This window comes from Shewanella sp. CG12_big_fil_rev_8_21_14_0_65_47_15 (assembly GCF_002783505.1).
Lineage (GTDB): Bacteria > Pseudomonadota > Gammaproteobacteria > Enterobacterales > Shewanellaceae > Shewanella.
Map to the genome: position 1 here is coordinate 37,130 of NZ_PFGL01000049.1, position 14,676 is coordinate 51,805.

The window sequence follows — 14,676 nt, forward strand, 5'->3', positions numbered from 1 at the left end:
CTATTGGAAGTTCTGTAGGTTCCAGTTACCGATATCATCTTCGGTACCTGGTTGGCCATCTGGCCCTGCACTAAAAATATCGAGCTTGCTGTTTTCGCCTGGGCTCAACAACAGATAGTTACTGCGCCATGGATCCTGTGGCAAACGTTTCACATAGCCCTCTTCACGGTAGTTACGCGGCTCTGGTGAAATCGTTGGCTTTTGCACTAAGGCTTCTAAACCCTGCTCGGTCGTTGGATAGACACCGTTATCCAGCTTGTACATATCTAAGGCATTTTCGAGTGCGACTATGTCAGACACCGCTTTTTGTTGGTCGGCCTTATCTTTGTTACCCATTAAGTTTGGTACCACCATAGAGGCTAAAATACCGAGGATAACGATCACCACCATCACTTCGAGTAAGGTAAAACCTTGATGTTTCTTGTTCATTTGCATTTATTACTTCTCCTAAAAATCCTATGCCAATCGACTTGGTCATAATCCATATATCTAAAAAATTAACCGCTAATCAAATTATTCAGCGCCAATATAGGTTGCAAAATTGCCATCACGATAAAGAGTACAACCCCCGCCATGCTCACCACCAACATAGGTTCAAATACACCAAGGGCAATAGCCACATTCCCTTCAAATTCCCTATCTTGGTTATCCGCGGCCCGCTCTAACATCTGTTCTAGCTGGCCACTCTTCTCTCCCGAGGCAATCATATATAACATCATTGCAGGAAACAGCTTAGTGTTAGTCAACGCGGTGCCTAGGCTAGTTCCTTCCCGCACCCGAGCGGTAGCATCATCCACGGCCGCACGAACCCTAACATTCTGTAATACTTCGCTGGCGATACGCATGCCATCGAGTAAAGGTACCGAACTGGCCGATAAGATACTTAAGGTGCGGGCAAATCGCGCGGTATTTAAGCCCTTACTGACTCGACCAATGACGGGCATTTTCAGCAAAAAACTGTGGTATTTCATCCTAAATGCCGCGGATTTCAGCATCCGCTGAAACACAACGAACAGCATCACAATCGCCAGCACTAGGAACAGGCCATAATTTTGCACAAAGTCCGAGGCGGCAATCAGGAAGCGAGTCGTCGCAGGCAGTTCGGCGCCCATATGCTCGAATTGCCCCACCACCTTGGGCACCACAGCCGCAAGTAATACCGAAATGACCCCAATAGCCACCAGCGTTAACACTATGGGGTAGATCATCGCCTGCTGCAGCTTAGATTTGAGTTGTTGGCGGCGTTCGGTGTAATCAGCCAGCCGATTGAGCACGACTTCTAAGTGGCCGGACTTTTCACCCGAGGCCACCATGGCGCGGTATAAATCATCGAAAATATGTGGAAATTCTGCGAGGGAGTCAGCTAGGCTATAGCCTTCGACGACCCTAGAGCGCACCGCCATAATCATGCTCGCCAAGCGGTCCTTCTCACACTGTTGCCCGACCGCTTTGAGGGACTCCTCAATGGGTAAACCAGCAGCGACTAAGGTGGCAATTTGACGGGTGATCAGTGCCAGTTCAGCGACCGAAATCCCCCGCTTAAAGAAGGCAAAACCACTGCTCTTGGCTTTAGCTTCTTTCTCGGTGACGGGGAGAATTTCCAACGGCATCATGCGCTGATCGCGCAATTGACTGCGGGCGTGTCTGGCAGTATCCGCCTCTATCACGCCCTTAAGCTGCTTTCCCTTGGCGTCCAGCGCCTTATATTCAAATGCTGGCATAGCTTACTCCTCGCGGGTCACCCTGAGCACTTCTTCGAGTGTGGTGATGCCTGAGAGCACTTTACTCATGCCATCGTGGCGAATACTCGGTACAAACGGACGAATATATTTCTCGATCGCTAATTCACCGCGGCCACCGTGGATAAGCTCGCGCACATTATCATCCACCAGCAATAACTCGTGGATCCCCGTACGACCGCGATAACCGCTGCTACCACAGGCCTTACAACCGTTAGCGCGGAAAATATGTCGATGATCATCCGCGCTTATCCCGAGCAATTCACGCTCACGTTCATCGGGAATATGCTCTGTCTTACATTTTGGACAGAGGGTGCGGATCAAACGTTGGGCCAAGACGCCAAGCAAGCTCGAGGACACGAGGAATGGCTCGACGCCCATATCCTGCAGACGGGTAATAGCGCCGGATGCGGTGTTAGTGTGCAGAGTCGAGATCACCATATGCCCCGTCAGTGACGCCTGCACCGCAATTTGCGCGGTTTCAAGGTCACGGATCTCACCTATCATCACCACGTCAGGGTCTTGACGCAGGATCGCCCGCAGACCACGGGCGAAGGTCATGTCCGCCTTAGTGTTAACTTGGGTTTGACCTATGCCCTCTAATTCATATTCGATCGGATCTTCAACGGTTAAAATGTTGGTATCTTTGGAGTTAATTTCGGTAAGACCCGCATATAGCGTGGTACTCTTACCCGAACCCGTAGGGCCCGTGACTAAGATAATGCCGTGGGGACGACGGATAAGTTCATCGAACTTAACGCGGATACTATCCGTCATACCTAATTGTTTTAAATCGAGATTGCCGGCATTTTTATCGAGTAAACGCAGCACGACCCGCTCACCATGGCTCGATGGCATAGTCGATACCCGCACATCCACAGCACGGCCCGCAATTCGCAGGGAAATACGACCATCCTGCGGCACACGTTTCTCGGCAATATCGAGGCGCGCCATCACCTTAATCCGCGACACTAGCAGCGACGACAGCTTACGGTTTGGCTTAAGCACTTCCTTGAGTACACCATCGATACGAAAACGCACTACAAGTTGTTTCTCGTAGGTCTCAATATGGATATCCGAGGCTTCTTCTTTAATGGCTTCGGATAGCAAGGCGTTGATCAGCTTGATAATTGGAGCGTCATCATCGCCCTCGAGCAGATCTTCGGTTTGCGGCAACTCTTCGGCAAGGGTGAATAAATCCATCTCGTTGCCAATATCTTCCATCAGTTGCTGGGCCTCTGAGGAATTAGCTTGATAGGCCTGGGTTAATTTAGCCTCAAATTTACCCGCCTCGAGTTGCACTAAGGGTAAATCCACCCCCGAATAGCGGCGGGCTTCGAGCATGGCTGCCAAGGGGGTTTTAGCCGTATAAAACAAGCTCAATTCGCCATTATCACCATAGGCTAAAATCACCTCATGGCGGTGGGCAAAGGCAAAGGGTAAGCGCTCTTTACTGCTGGAGCGAAATACCTCATCGCCTTCGGCTTCTAGGCCTAGCTCATTTGACACTAGGCTTAAGTCATCGACTTGGGATACTTGTATTTCACTCATGGGTTTTATCTTTATTCTTGTTTTCATCCAGCGTTTTGAGCGTTGAATCCGTTTTACGCATCTGGGTATCGAGACCTTTACCTTCTTTGTAACGCTCTAAAATATCGTTTACTTCTGGAGGTAGATATTCAGATTGATTCCACTCATCTAATACAGGCACTTGAGTCTCCGGCATAAGATTGACGCCGCGTTCCTGCTGCTCAAGCTGCAAGGCTCTGAAATAGTTATATTTGCGACCCGCGATCCCTTCCATAGTCACACCATCACGGATAATGGTTGGCTTAATAAAGATCATCAGATTCTTCTTGGTCTTCTTACTGGAAGAAGATTTGAACAGATGGCCTAGGATAGGAATATCGCCAAGGAAAGGTACCTTTTGCACGCTTTCCTGTACTTCTTCGTTGATTAAGCCCCCGAGCACGACAATTTGACCCGAATCGGCCATCACTGTGGTGGTTAAACGACGAGTGGCAAAGGAGATATCCACGCCCGTGTTGCCATTAACTCCAGAGACTTCCTGCTCGATAGCCAGTTTAACGGCGTTGCCTTCGTTAATTTGCGGCACCACTTTAAGCTTCACCCCAACCTCTTTACGTTCAACGGTTTGGAATGGATTACTGTTACTCGAACTGGCGGTTGACCCCGTCAGGATAGGGACTTCATCACCGACGATAAACGAGGCTTCTTGGTTATCTAAGGTGGTGATAGAAGGTGTGGCGAGTACGTTAGAGTTAGTGTCGCTCGATACGGCCTGAATCAGCGCACCAAAGTCGCCCATGGCCACACCCCAAGCCATACCGTTTACTTTGCCTAAAGCTTGGGCAAGTAAGGTGACATCACCTTTGGTATCAGGGTTTTCTGTACAGGTCTGATTATCCCCCGAACCAGTACAAGTTTGGGAAGCTTTCACATCCTGCGCCTGCCAGATACCCGCACCAATCTCACCTATGGTCGGGCCTAGGTTATTAAACTGAGTGCCACCGCCGGCTTTCGCGGCCCATTGCACACCGAAGCCGACATTATCACCCTCGGCGACTTCCACAATAATGGCTTCAACTAATACCTGTGCACGGCGAATATCGAGCTGATTGATCACGCTCTCTATGGTGCGCATCTGATCTGGCTCGGCGCTGATCACCAGAGCATTGGTATCGGTATGCGCCATAATATTGATCTCATTACGACGTTTTCCACTCGCCTGGGCACTCTGATCTTTATCACCCTCAAGCTTCTGGGCAAAACCTGTCAGCACTTCAACTAAATCTTCGGCCTTGGCATAACGTAAGTAACGCACCTTAGTGTTGCCCGTGCTGGCTTGCTCGGCATCGAGACGATGAATAAGCTCGACCACACGTTGGCGGCTCTTTTCATCACCACTCACCACCACGGCATTAATGCGCTCATCCGCGACCACTTTGGGTGCTTGGCCGGGTAATTGCGCTTGGTTAGCCGTTGCGCGGTAGAGGGTATCAATAATCCGCACCATCTCACCGGCGGAGGCGAACTCTAATGGGACAACTTGTACCGAGGTATCGCCCTGCTTATCCACGCGGCGGACAATTTCCACTAACTTGTTGACCACAGCGGCGCGGCCGGAGAGCATTAACACGTTTGACGGATCGTAGTTAACCACGTTGCCGCCACCGGCGTTATCGTTTAACTGACGTAGTAGTGGTGCCAGTTGCTTTGCCTCTGTGTTATACAGCGCCACAATACGGGTCACCATCTCATCCCCAAGGCCTGGGTCGTTATCGTTGGCAACGCGGATAGCGGCGGTTTTGGCGTCCTTGTCCTTGATGACCTTAATGACGTTATTTTCCATCTCGACTATGGCATAGCCGTAGACCTGCAGGACGTTGAGGAAAAATTGATAATACTGTTCATCGTTCAGCAAGTCGTAGCTGCGCACGTTGATTTTGCCGCGAATCGTTGGATCAACAATAATGGTCTTATTCAGATTTTTACCAACGATGTTGATAAATTCTTGGATATCGGTGCCTTTAAAGTTGGCCGCATATTGTTCGGACCAAACAAATTGGGAGGTGAACATGGCGGCGCCCGCCACAACTCCGGCAATCAGTTTGCGTCGAATCCTTTTGTTATTCATTATTTTACTTTCCTCTAACGCGTGTTATTGCGGCAAACTAAACATGATTTCAACCAATTGCCCTTCCCGCTCGACCATAATGGAAACTTCAGTTAGCTCAGGTAATTGGCTCATCATTTCTAATGCCTGACTCATCACGGTCAGGTCATATCCATTAATCGATTTGGCGAGGTCATTGGCTTTAAAGCCCGCTTGTTTAAATAAATTGACATCTTTACCGGGGTTCAGACGATAACCGACCACATTCTCGCCCTGTTTTACCGGAGAAATAGCAATGTAATCAGTAATTTTACTGGGGTCGGCCAATAGTTCGCTACGGGATTCGGCCAGCTCTTGGGAAATTTCGGCATTTTTACGCTGATCGACACGGCTGGCGACTTCACCCCTATCGCCCTTGGCTTGTTGTAACTGCTGATTGGCGGGGCTTTGACTGGTATACACCAGACCGTCGAGCATCAAGGTCTCATAGCGGCCGGCGTTGGTGATAATAATACGGTCGGCGTAGACTTCTTTGAGTGAGGCGGAGGTGCCTTTAATCTTATCGCCGAGGCTGTAGGTTTCTTGACTACCGCCAGATTCGATAATCGCTAGGCCCTTTTGATCGGCCGTCGAAGCCACCACCCCTGTCAACTGGATAGACAAGGTTGTCTTAGGTGCATCGGTCACAGTCTCAACGACTTCAGCCTTAGGTTGCTCGGACTTAGGCGCGGCAGTGCCAAAGAGTCCCAGTTGCTGTAAACCAGCGAGATCGATTTGCCCAGCCCCTTTTCCAGCCGTAATGGCCGTGGGGGACCAAGCGCTCGGGGATGAGGTTGTCGGTACGAGTTTCCATGTAATTTGCGCGGCTAACAGTAAACTCACCACTAAACCCAGCCAGAAAACAAACTGACTCAATGGCTTATGTGGAATACTGGCGGCTTTCGCGATAACTTTATCTAATAAATCCATATTTATGTGGACCCTCAATACAGGTCTCTGTTCTGATTAGGTAATAATAATGCCCGCCACATGCTAACCTAGGCTGCATTTGGCAACAACCCCATAACAGTATTGCAATTGGCGAAAATTGCCCAATTATGCTAACTTTGCCGGCCTTAAAAGGGTGTGAAGCACGCCTCCCTTTAACATAATAGAAATGCGACTCACGCATTTTATTGCTCAGCGTGTGAACTCATCGATCTTTTATCTTGGAGACACTATGACGCAAAGTTCTAGCGACAACACCAGTGTTCGACTCGACAAATGGCTGTGGGCCGCGCGTTTCTATAAAACCCGCGCCATTGCCAAGGAAATGATCAATGGCGGCAAAGTACATTACAACGGCGCGCGCACCAAATCTAGTAAGAATGCCGAGATAGGTGCCGTCCTTAAGATACGCCAGGGATATGACGACAAAGAGATCGTCATAAAAAAATTATCAGAACTGCGCCAAAGTGCGTCAATTGCACAAGAATTGTACGAAGAAACGGCAAACAGTGTGGCAAAACGCGCGGTAAACGCCGAAGCCAGGCGATTGAACATACTCAATAATCCTGCGCCAGACCATAAACCGGATAAGAAACAACGACGCCAGCTTATTCGATTTAAAGACTTCTAGGCTTTAAAAGTTACTCAATAGTGAGACACAAGATGAACCAAGATATTTTACACCGCTACCTATTCGACAATGCCGATGTGCGTGGTGAACTGGTGCAACTGCAAGACAGCTATCAGCATGTGATAGGCTCGCATGCTTATCCCCCAGTGCTACAGGTTTTGCTCGGCGAGTTGATGGCCGCGACCTCACTGTTAACCGCCACCTTAAAGTTCAGTGGGGATATCAGTGTTCAGTTACAGGGAAATGGCCCAGTTTCATTGGCGGTGATCAATGGAAATAACCTGCAACAGCTCCGTGGTGTGGCGCGCTGGGATGGCGCGTTAGCCGATGATGCTAACCTTGCCGATCTCTTTGGTGAAGGCTATATGGTGATCACCCTCACTCCAGATGAAGGTGAGCGCTATCAAGGGGTTGTGGCATTAGACAAGCCAACATTGGCCGCCTGTGTTGAGGAATACTTCAATCAATCTGAGCAGTTGCCCACCTCACTCTGGTTATTTGCTGACGGTAAACAAGCGGCGGGGATGTTCCTGCAAATTCTGCCAAGCCAAGAAGATCACAACCATGACTTCGAGCATTTGAGCCAGTTAACCTCCACCATTAAGGCCGAAGAGTTATTCACTTTAGAGGCACAGGATGTGTTACACCGCTTGTATCATCAGGAAGAAGTGCGCCTATTCGACCCTATCGAGGTGAGCTTTAAGTGTACTTGTTCACGGGAGCGCAGCGCCGCAGCAATCAAGACCCTCGACCGAGCCGAAATTGAAGCCATTCTGGTTGAAGATGGCAAAGTCGCTATGGGTTGTGAATACTGCAACGCAAACTATGTGTTCGATGGCATAGATATAGCGGCGATATTCGCCAACGGTCAATCGGCAAATACCCAACAGTAATCAATACATTGCCTTGTAAAGGGGGCTTTAAGCCCCCTTTCTTACCCGCTTCAATGATCTAGCTCACACTTTCTCCCCCGCTTAGGCTACAATCGCCTCACTTTATCCCCTAGCATGACTCAGGTGATAAATAAAACAAATCGGCAGACGATCGATAATAAAAATAACCTCATAAATACAAATACATGGAGACCTCACTATGGCGGATGGATTACACCGCGTTCACTACAACCCCTCAACCGCACAACTTGTCGAATTTGCCCTGCTACGCGGCGAAGGTGAATTGACAGCCAATGGTGCACTAGTCGCAAAAACGGGCGCCCGCACAGGTCGCTCACCCGGCGATCGTTTTATTGTAAAAGAACCCGGTTCGGCAGCCGACATCGAATGGGGCCCAGTTAACCAAGCTTTTGATGCGGGAGCCTTCGAAGGTTTATGGGCGCGGGTGGAAGCCTTTCTCGCCGATAAGGAACTGTTTGTCTCCGACCTCGAAGTGGGCGCCGACACAGAACACTACCAGCCAGTAAGAGTCACCACTCAATACGCTTGGCACCAGTTGTTCGCCCGCAATCTTTTTATCATTCCAGAAGAATTCAATCGCCAAGATAAGCCCGTATGGCAAATCATTAATGCCCCTGACTTTGTCTGCGATCCAACGCGCGATGGCACAAATTCAGAAGCGGCGGTGATCTTGAACTTTGCCGAACACAAAGTGCTGCTCGCGGGCCTGAAATACGCCGGCGAGATGAAAAAATCCATGTTCTCGGTGCAGAACTTCCTGCTGCCAGCCCTGGGCGTGCTACCCATGCACTGCTCGGCCAACGTAGGTAAAGACGGCGACACTACGCTATTTTTCGGCCTATCTGGCACGGGTAAAACCACGCTATCGGCCGATCCCAAACGTTTCCTGATTGGTGATGATGAACACGGCTGGGCAGCGGGCGGCGTATTTAATATCGAGGGTGGTTGCTACGCCAAATGTATCGATTTAAGCCAAAAAAATGAGCCCGTGATTTGGGATGCGATTCGTTTCGGCACTGTGCTCGAAAACGTGGTGATGGATGAACATCGGGCGCCAAACTACAAAGACGGCAGCCTGACGGAAAACACCCGCGCGGCCTACCCGCTGGAGCATATCGCCCAACGTAAAGAAGATAACCGCGGCGCCGAGCCCCATGCGGTGGTGTTCTTAACCTGCGACGTGTCTGGCGTATTGCCACCGGTTTCTATCCTGAGTAAAGAACAGGCGGCATACCATTTCTTGTCGGGTTATACCGCCAAGGTGGGTTCGACCGAAATCGGCTCAACCTCGGCCATTCAATCGACCTTCTCAACTTGCTTCGGCGCACCTTTCTTCCCTCGCCCTGCAGGCGTGTATGCCGAACTGCTCATGAAGCGCATTGAGTCCTTCGGCAGCCAAGTGTACTTAGTCAACACCGGCTGGACAGGCGGCCCCCATGGCGTAGGTAAGCGTTTCGATATTCCAACGACCCGGGCTATCGTCGATGCGATTGTTAGCGGTGAGTTGAAAGAGGTTGAAACCGTCCACTTAGACACCTTGAACCTTGCCGTTCCTGTCGCAGTGGCGGGTGTGGATAGCAATTTACTCAATCCAATGAATACCTGGAGCGATAAAGCGCTATACGCCGAATACGCCCAAAAACTGGCCGAAGCTTTCACAAAAAACTTCGCTAAGTATCAAGTATCCGACGCTATCCGCAACGCAGGCCCAAAGGCATAAGCACTTAAGCCAAAGGATTAGTTATAAAAAAGCGCCTATCCAGTAATGGATCGGCGCTTTTTATTGGCCTTGAATATCATACGATTTTGGGCGATTAATCCGCTTTTATCCCTTTAAAAAACAAAAGTAATTTTATTTTAGGTTGAATTTTTTTCTGAAACGCGGTGATTTGCACCGAGAATGAACTCACAGCCGCCCGCTTTCAACGCGCAGTGGATGCCGCTGTGGTAATGGTCAATGCGTCATCGCGTTTTTCCGATGGTAGCGAACTCGGCCTCGGTGCCGACATCGCCACCACTAAACTACATGCCTACGGCCCCATGGGACTCGAAGCCCTAACCACGGAAAAGTTTCTAGTTTCAGGCACAGGGCAGATTAGAGCTTAGCTTTCTTACTCCCAAAGCAATTACTAAAGCCTTGCGAATGATTAAGCACTGACATTCCAGTGCTTAATCATCAACAATCTGCGTACAATCTAGCGATGAATATCTGGTTAAATTTAATGGTTAAAGCCAAAAATATCCTATCCTTCCACAGTCCATTTCATTTCAGGCTTTAAACTAAATTGATCGACTACTATTGGATGAGCGTCAATTGATTTTAATTTCTGTTTTAATTTTTGTATTACATCCACAGGATTTATTGCCCTTGGGAATAGTCTCGAATGTTTTTGTGGTTGTTCCAAATGTAGCACCACCCGAAGTTTATTAGTTCCTAATGCCCGCTTTGCAACACGCTTCTCTTCTTGATCATTAGCGTTGAATTTAGCGGCGACTAAACCAATTAAAGTATCACGTACTTTACCGAGCATTTCATCACCTATATCAATAGGTTTCGTTCGTTGGTATGCTCGGTAGTCTTTGATTTCGATGAGCCATGTTGTATGACTATCTATGACGATCAAGTCGATTGCTTTTGCACCACCAAAAGCATTGTTAAATTGGTTACGATAAAATGACCAATCGTCATACTTTGTTGCTTGGATCAATGGTTCAAAATGAAAAGTTAATCTACCTTCGACAATAGCATTATTTTCTTCAATCAATTTTAGGCCCCTGCTTCCATGAATCGCTGTGATTGACTAAGTTCCTCATCCAATAGTACTAAAGTTTGTATTTCTTCGATGGCATCTGCTTGCTCGACCTCAACACCATTTTCATTTGGGCGAAGAGAAAAATAACGTTGTTTGATTTTCTTAAACTGTTTGTTTTCTGACAACACTTCTAGTTCGCGCAGCAAAAACAGTGAATGTGTAGCGATAAATACTTGAATGCCGTTCGCACATAAATGCAACACCATCTCAGCAATCAACTTTGTCAATTTAGGATTGAGATTGCTTTCTGGCTCGTCCCAAAAGAGATAACCTTTATCCAATAACGAACCTGTTCCAATTAAACGCGCAAGCATTGAAAGTTTTCTCAAACCTTCTGCGACAAGGGGCATTTCCATTTTTCCTTGACCTGGAGAGGACAAGTAGAAACGACCATTGGAGTCTAAAATTACTTTCCCACCCATAGAATCTTCTAAAGGCTTTAATAGAATTGCCGCTTTACTCTCCCTTGGACCTTTTAAAGCTGGTGCCCCCAACAGTAAACACGCATCACGATATGTTTCATCAAACTCTAGGTAATGATTGTCATAAATGGATACAAAACCTGGATATAGAGTTAGTAATTCACGAGTAGGTAAAAAAACAGGAGCTTTAGGTTGCCAATCGCTATTAAGGGCACTAATTTGCACTTCAGATTTACTTGATGTAGAAAAATCAAGAGTGAAGTTAAGATTAGGGTTATCGAACTCTAAGGATAATTCACAACGTTCTCTTCCCTGTCTACGGCGTGCCAAACGTCCTAGCGATTCAGGGCGAAGGACATTAACGAGTTTTTCAGCATACACCTTCTGCAATAATGATTTTGTCGGTGTAGTTGCGTTAGGCTTTCGCCCCTCTTCTGCACTTGCAGCTATTAAAGAATAGGCGGTCTTTAATAAATGAGATTTTCCGCAGCCATTCTCACCAATAATTACATTTAAGCCAGGTGCAAAAGAAAGATTTGCTTCGGCAAACACTGTCAAATTCTTAATAGTCATTCGTTGCAGCACGGTTACTCCTTAAAATCTACACCAATTCGATGATAGGCTTGAAATGTTAGTCTATCTAACAATATCTCAATCGTGTATATCAAATTGAGTTGTTGCCGACACTTATCATCACTATGCGGTTTTAGTTCGATGAAATTCTCTAGTAGCCTTAGTCTAGAAGTGCTTTTTATTCAATGTGATACTACAAAGATTCAGTTAAAAATCCAAATATAATGTAGATTAGCACTTAGTAAGAGGGAACTCTAATCATCATTACTAATGAGCCGAGCTAGTTATTTTTTAATCTGCTAAATCCAAGAAATTTAATAGTTAAATTTTTTACCTATGTGCTGACTAAGAAACATACCAGAGTCCAATGAAATTAAGCACTCTCGCGGCAGTGACCGTTGGCGGCATGGATGCCGCCGTCGAGCCCTCAAGGACGAGTTTATGGCGTGTCACTGAAGTGAGAGTGCTTAATCGCAGCCATTAACTAAACCTGTGCAAAACTTCGCGGCATAGTTTACTCCACCCCATCACATTGTGATTTCCCCGCTTGATAACAGCTGGGTTGTCTTGGGCAGACGGCGCCGCGGGAGCAGATAAGCCGAGCATCGTTTTTAATGCCGCGTTCAATCCAGTTGATATTCAAAATCTTAGCCACGCTGACTAGATCGCTTTTAATATGCTTGGGAATCGCGACTGAGCCGCCACCTGAGACGCAGGCGGCTTTTAAATCATGGGCGATAGAGAGCGCATCTTTACCTTGGGCCTCAATGGCCGGGTTTAAGTCGATGCCAGCGCAGAGCACATGGGGGTTGCCCGCCGAGTCTTCGACCTTAATCGACTCGCAGCAGTAAATCCGTGGCTCATTACCCACATTTAAAATCGAAATCTGCGCCGAAGTACCGACCGTTGGCTCGCTGATCATTCTAAAAACCGCCCAATGCTGGCAGGGATCTTCCACCAGCCGCATATTGCCCCAGGGCAGGGGAATACCATTGCCACGGTAAACGGCTTTGAGTTTGCCCGGCGCGTAGGCATCAAAATAATGCCAATGGGGATAAGGCGATACGACCGTCATCCGCCGCATGGCGACCGAGGCTGACACTTGCAGCTGTTTATGCACCTCAATTTCGTAGCCATGGCGGTCGAGCAATTGCCGATAGGGCACTTTAGGGCATAGCAAGGCCCCGGCAAAAAAGCTGGACTCAAAGTCGCGCCACGCATGCAAAATATCCTGTGCGTTCAGGGTATTGGATTGCATGGTAACTTCTTCATCCATCTCCAGTTTGCGGCCCGAGATCATCACACTCTTAAGCCCATCTTTATTGTGTAATACACAATGGCCGATATGGGCGGCGAGATCGTACTTAAGCCGACTGGGGCGATTTTTCAGCATTTTATTGACATAAATCGTGCTGGGCGGCTCGAAGAAGGAGGTGACTAGCTGATGCGAACTGATACCACGCTCGTCGATGACTTCCTGTGGCGTGCTATCTATCCACTTGATTTTTAACCCTACGCCCTTAGCAATATCCAGCATATCCTCGAGGGATAAGGGCATGCGCTTAAGCCCAACCTCTTCGGCGGCACGTTCAAGATCGGGGAAATGGTTTTGATGATGTTCCTGGTGAGCGCGGATCAACAAATGGGCGAATTGCCGACCCGAGATCCCGGTCTGCGATAACATTTCCGGGATCGCTATTTGCAAAATATCATTTGAAAACAAAAAGCTGGGTTCCAGCGCCATGCCACTAATACCACCACGGCGGCCCTTATCCGGCGTGATGGCACTCTCCTCGGGCGCATCGTCCAGAAACCAGTCAACGTCCTTTTGAAAAACCGTGGCAATCACGGCCAACATTTCGGCACTGGGCACGCGTTTGCCGCGTTCGATCATCGACAAATATGACACAGAGGGCGCACTTCCGGCGTCGACTCGGATGCAGCGTGCCGATAAATCTTCCATGGTTAAATTATTACGTTTCCGTAGGTTACGTATTTTTGTCCCGAGGAAGTGTGATTTTCTCATCAAGCTCTGGTCATTGCGCATTTTGTAAAATTCACAGTGTAAAATTTTTATTGTGAAATTGTAGTCAAAAAAAGACTAGACTACAAATCAAGCAATCAAGGAAAGACTAATGCGCACAAGCTAAGCCATTCCAGTATCAGAAATGCTTAAGGATTCACCTTAAAAGTGGATAAGCACTTAAAGCGGACAAACCAAATTGAAGACAAACTTTGATAGGCCACAAGTTAAATCAAAACCCTAATTTTTTAAATTGGAAAGTGTAGAGGAACGAGCGATGAATATGTCAATGATCAAGAGCAACCAGATCCAACCGAATCTAAATAGCCTCATCGCAGAAGAAGTGCTCGCCGTGGCCCAAGTGAATGTCGCCGAGCACGAAAAAATCGCCAAGGCAAAACAGTTCCTCGACAGCGCCTTTCCACTTAACTCGGGTTCACATCAGGATGTCAGTAGCTATGTGGTTTACTATCAACACCTGTTGGCCTTTTTTGCCGATGGTAGCCACAGTGGTTTACGTCAGCCAAAACAGTTTGTGGCCTTTAACGGCACCAAAGACTCCCCCAGTGCCATAGTATTGCAGGATCAAGGTTGCCATGTAGAACTCAGTTTCGACCGCAGCGGTATGATAGGCGCTAGGGATCTGGCCAATCTGGAAGATGTCCAAATCGAAGCACCATTATCGATGGAAACAACGGAAGCCCGTTCTAGCGCTTCTCGCCATTGGCTCAGTTTGCTGCATGCGGGTATGTCTAGCGCCAACGATACCCAAGATAAACAATTTACCGCCAAGGATGGTGGTGATTACAGCTTGAAAAATATAGTGAATTTATAATCTATCGAGGAGATTAACGGATTAAGTTAATCTCCTTCCCTTTTCTGTCCGTTATCCGTTATCCGTTATCCGTTATCCGTTATCCGTTATCCGTTATCCGTT

The 14,676-nt window shown here is 47.9% G+C and carries 12 protein-coding genes and 1 pseudogene; 5 read left to right on the forward strand and 8 right to left on the reverse strand.

The features are described 5' to 3' along the window. The 5 genes from gspG to gspC form a co-directional block, all read right to left on the reverse strand. On the reverse strand, nucleotides 1-435 hold the full coding sequence (gspG, locus tag COW15_RS13685) for a type II secretion system major pseudopilin GspG (protein WP_293633078.1): 435 nt from the start codon (nucleotides 433-435) through the stop codon (nucleotides 1-3). A 62-nt stretch (nucleotides 436-497) separates the two neighbouring features. Further along, nucleotides 498-1,721 carry a type II secretion system inner membrane protein GspF gene (gspF, locus tag COW15_RS13690; protein WP_293633079.1) on the reverse strand — a complete coding sequence of 408 codons (1,224 nt, stop codon included), beginning with the start codon at nucleotides 1,719-1,721 and terminating at the stop codon, nucleotides 498-500. A gap of 3 nt (nucleotides 1,722-1,724) precedes the next feature. Beyond that, the gene (gene gspE / locus COW15_RS13695; RefSeq protein ID WP_293633080.1) at nucleotides 1,725-3,290 is read right to left on the reverse strand and encodes a type II secretion system ATPase GspE; all 1,566 of its coding nucleotides are present in this window, start codon (nucleotides 3,288-3,290) and stop codon (nucleotides 1,725-1,727) included. After that, complete coding sequence (gene gspD / locus COW15_RS13700; protein ID WP_293633081.1) at nucleotides 3,283-5,397, reverse strand: type II secretion system secretin GspD; 2,115 nt, start codon at nucleotides 5,395-5,397, stop codon at nucleotides 3,283-3,285. The genes gspE and gspD overlap by 8 nt, the downstream gene beginning before the upstream one ends. Before the next feature lie 24 nt (nucleotides 5,398-5,421). Continuing rightward, nucleotides 5,422-6,345 (reverse strand): type II secretion system protein GspC, encoded by a 924-nt coding sequence (gene gspC / locus COW15_RS13705; protein WP_293633082.1) that lies wholly within the window; start codon nucleotides 6,343-6,345, stop codon nucleotides 5,422-5,424. A gap of 250 nt (nucleotides 6,346-6,595) precedes the next feature. Here gspC and hslR point away from each other — a divergent pair, with 250 nt between their 5' ends. The 4 genes and pseudogenes from hslR to COW15_RS13725 form a co-directional block, all read left to right on the forward strand. Further along, entirely contained in the window at nucleotides 6,596-6,994 is a 399-nt protein-coding gene (hslR, locus tag COW15_RS13710) for a ribosome-associated heat shock protein Hsp15 (protein ID WP_293633083.1), read from the forward strand. Between the two features lie 32 nt (nucleotides 6,995-7,026). Then, nucleotides 7,027-7,887, forward strand: a complete 861-nt coding sequence (gene hslO, locus COW15_RS13715) for an Hsp33 family molecular chaperone HslO (RefSeq protein WP_293633084.1) — start codon at nucleotides 7,027-7,029, stop codon at nucleotides 7,885-7,887. 199 nt (nucleotides 7,888-8,086) lie between these two features. Beyond that, nucleotides 8,087-9,628, forward strand: a complete 1,542-nt coding sequence (locus COW15_RS13720; RefSeq protein ID WP_293633085.1) for a phosphoenolpyruvate carboxykinase — start codon at nucleotides 8,087-8,089, stop codon at nucleotides 9,626-9,628. A 164-nt stretch (nucleotides 9,629-9,792) separates the two neighbouring features. Continuing rightward, nucleotides 9,793-10,014: pseudogene (locus COW15_RS13725) on the forward strand (gamma-glutamyl-phosphate reductase); the annotation flags it as partial. 137 nt (nucleotides 10,015-10,151) lie between these two features. Here the strand turns inward: COW15_RS13725 and COW15_RS13730 are convergent. The 3 genes from COW15_RS13730 to COW15_RS13740 form a co-directional block, all read right to left on the reverse strand. Then, nucleotides 10,152-10,673 (reverse strand): hypothetical protein, encoded by a 522-nt coding sequence (locus tag COW15_RS13730; RefSeq protein WP_293633086.1) that lies wholly within the window; start codon nucleotides 10,671-10,673, stop codon nucleotides 10,152-10,154. A gap of 2 nt (nucleotides 10,674-10,675) precedes the next feature. After that, nucleotides 10,676-11,728, reverse strand: a complete 1,053-nt coding sequence (locus COW15_RS13735) for an ATP-binding protein (protein WP_293633087.1) — start codon at nucleotides 11,726-11,728, stop codon at nucleotides 10,676-10,678. A gap of 502 nt (nucleotides 11,729-12,230) precedes the next feature. Continuing rightward, a complete protein-coding gene (locus COW15_RS13740; protein ID WP_293633088.1) occupies nucleotides 12,231-13,763 on the reverse strand; it encodes a DUF3612 domain-containing protein in 1,533 nt (510 codons plus the stop codon). Between the two features lie 253 nt (nucleotides 13,764-14,016). Here COW15_RS13740 and COW15_RS13745 point away from each other — a divergent pair, with 253 nt between their 5' ends. Next, complete coding sequence (locus COW15_RS13745) at nucleotides 14,017-14,574, forward strand: malate synthase (RefSeq protein ID WP_293633089.1); 558 nt, start codon at nucleotides 14,017-14,019, stop codon at nucleotides 14,572-14,574. Nucleotides 14,575-14,676: the final 102 nt, after the last annotated feature.

What these genes read in the sequence shown, in the direction of transcription:
- gspG (WP_293633078.1), bottom strand. Translation starts at nt 435, where the DNA reads ATGCAAATGAACAAGAAACATCAAGGTTTTACCTTACTCGAAGTGATG.
- gspF (WP_293633079.1), bottom strand. Translation starts at nt 1,721, where the DNA reads ATGCCAGCATTTGAATATAAGGCGCTGGACGCCAAGGGAAAGCAGCTT.
- gspE (WP_293633080.1), bottom strand. Translation starts at nt 3,290, where the DNA reads ATGAGTGAAATACAAGTATCCCAAGTCGATGACTTAAGCCTAGTGTCA.
- gspD (WP_293633081.1), bottom strand. Translation starts at nt 5,397, where the DNA reads ATGAATAACAAAAGGATTCGACGCAAACTGATTGCCGGAGTTGTGGCG.
- gspC (WP_293633082.1), bottom strand. Translation starts at nt 6,345, where the DNA reads ATGGATTTATTAGATAAAGTTATCGCGAAAGCCGCCAGTATTCCACAT.
- hslR (WP_293633083.1), top strand. Translation starts at nt 6,596, where the DNA reads ATGACGCAAAGTTCTAGCGACAACACCAGTGTTCGACTCGACAAATGG.
- hslO (WP_293633084.1), top strand. Translation starts at nt 7,027, where the DNA reads ATGAACCAAGATATTTTACACCGCTACCTATTCGACAATGCCGATGTG.
- COW15_RS13720 (WP_293633085.1), top strand. Translation starts at nt 8,087, where the DNA reads ATGGCGGATGGATTACACCGCGTTCACTACAACCCCTCAACCGCACAA.
- COW15_RS13740 (WP_293633088.1), bottom strand. Translation starts at nt 13,763, where the DNA reads ATGCGCAATGACCAGAGCTTGATGAGAAAATCACACTTCCTCGGGACA.
- COW15_RS13745 (WP_293633089.1), top strand. Translation starts at nt 14,017, where the DNA reads ATGAATATGTCAATGATCAAGAGCAACCAGATCCAACCGAATCTAAAT.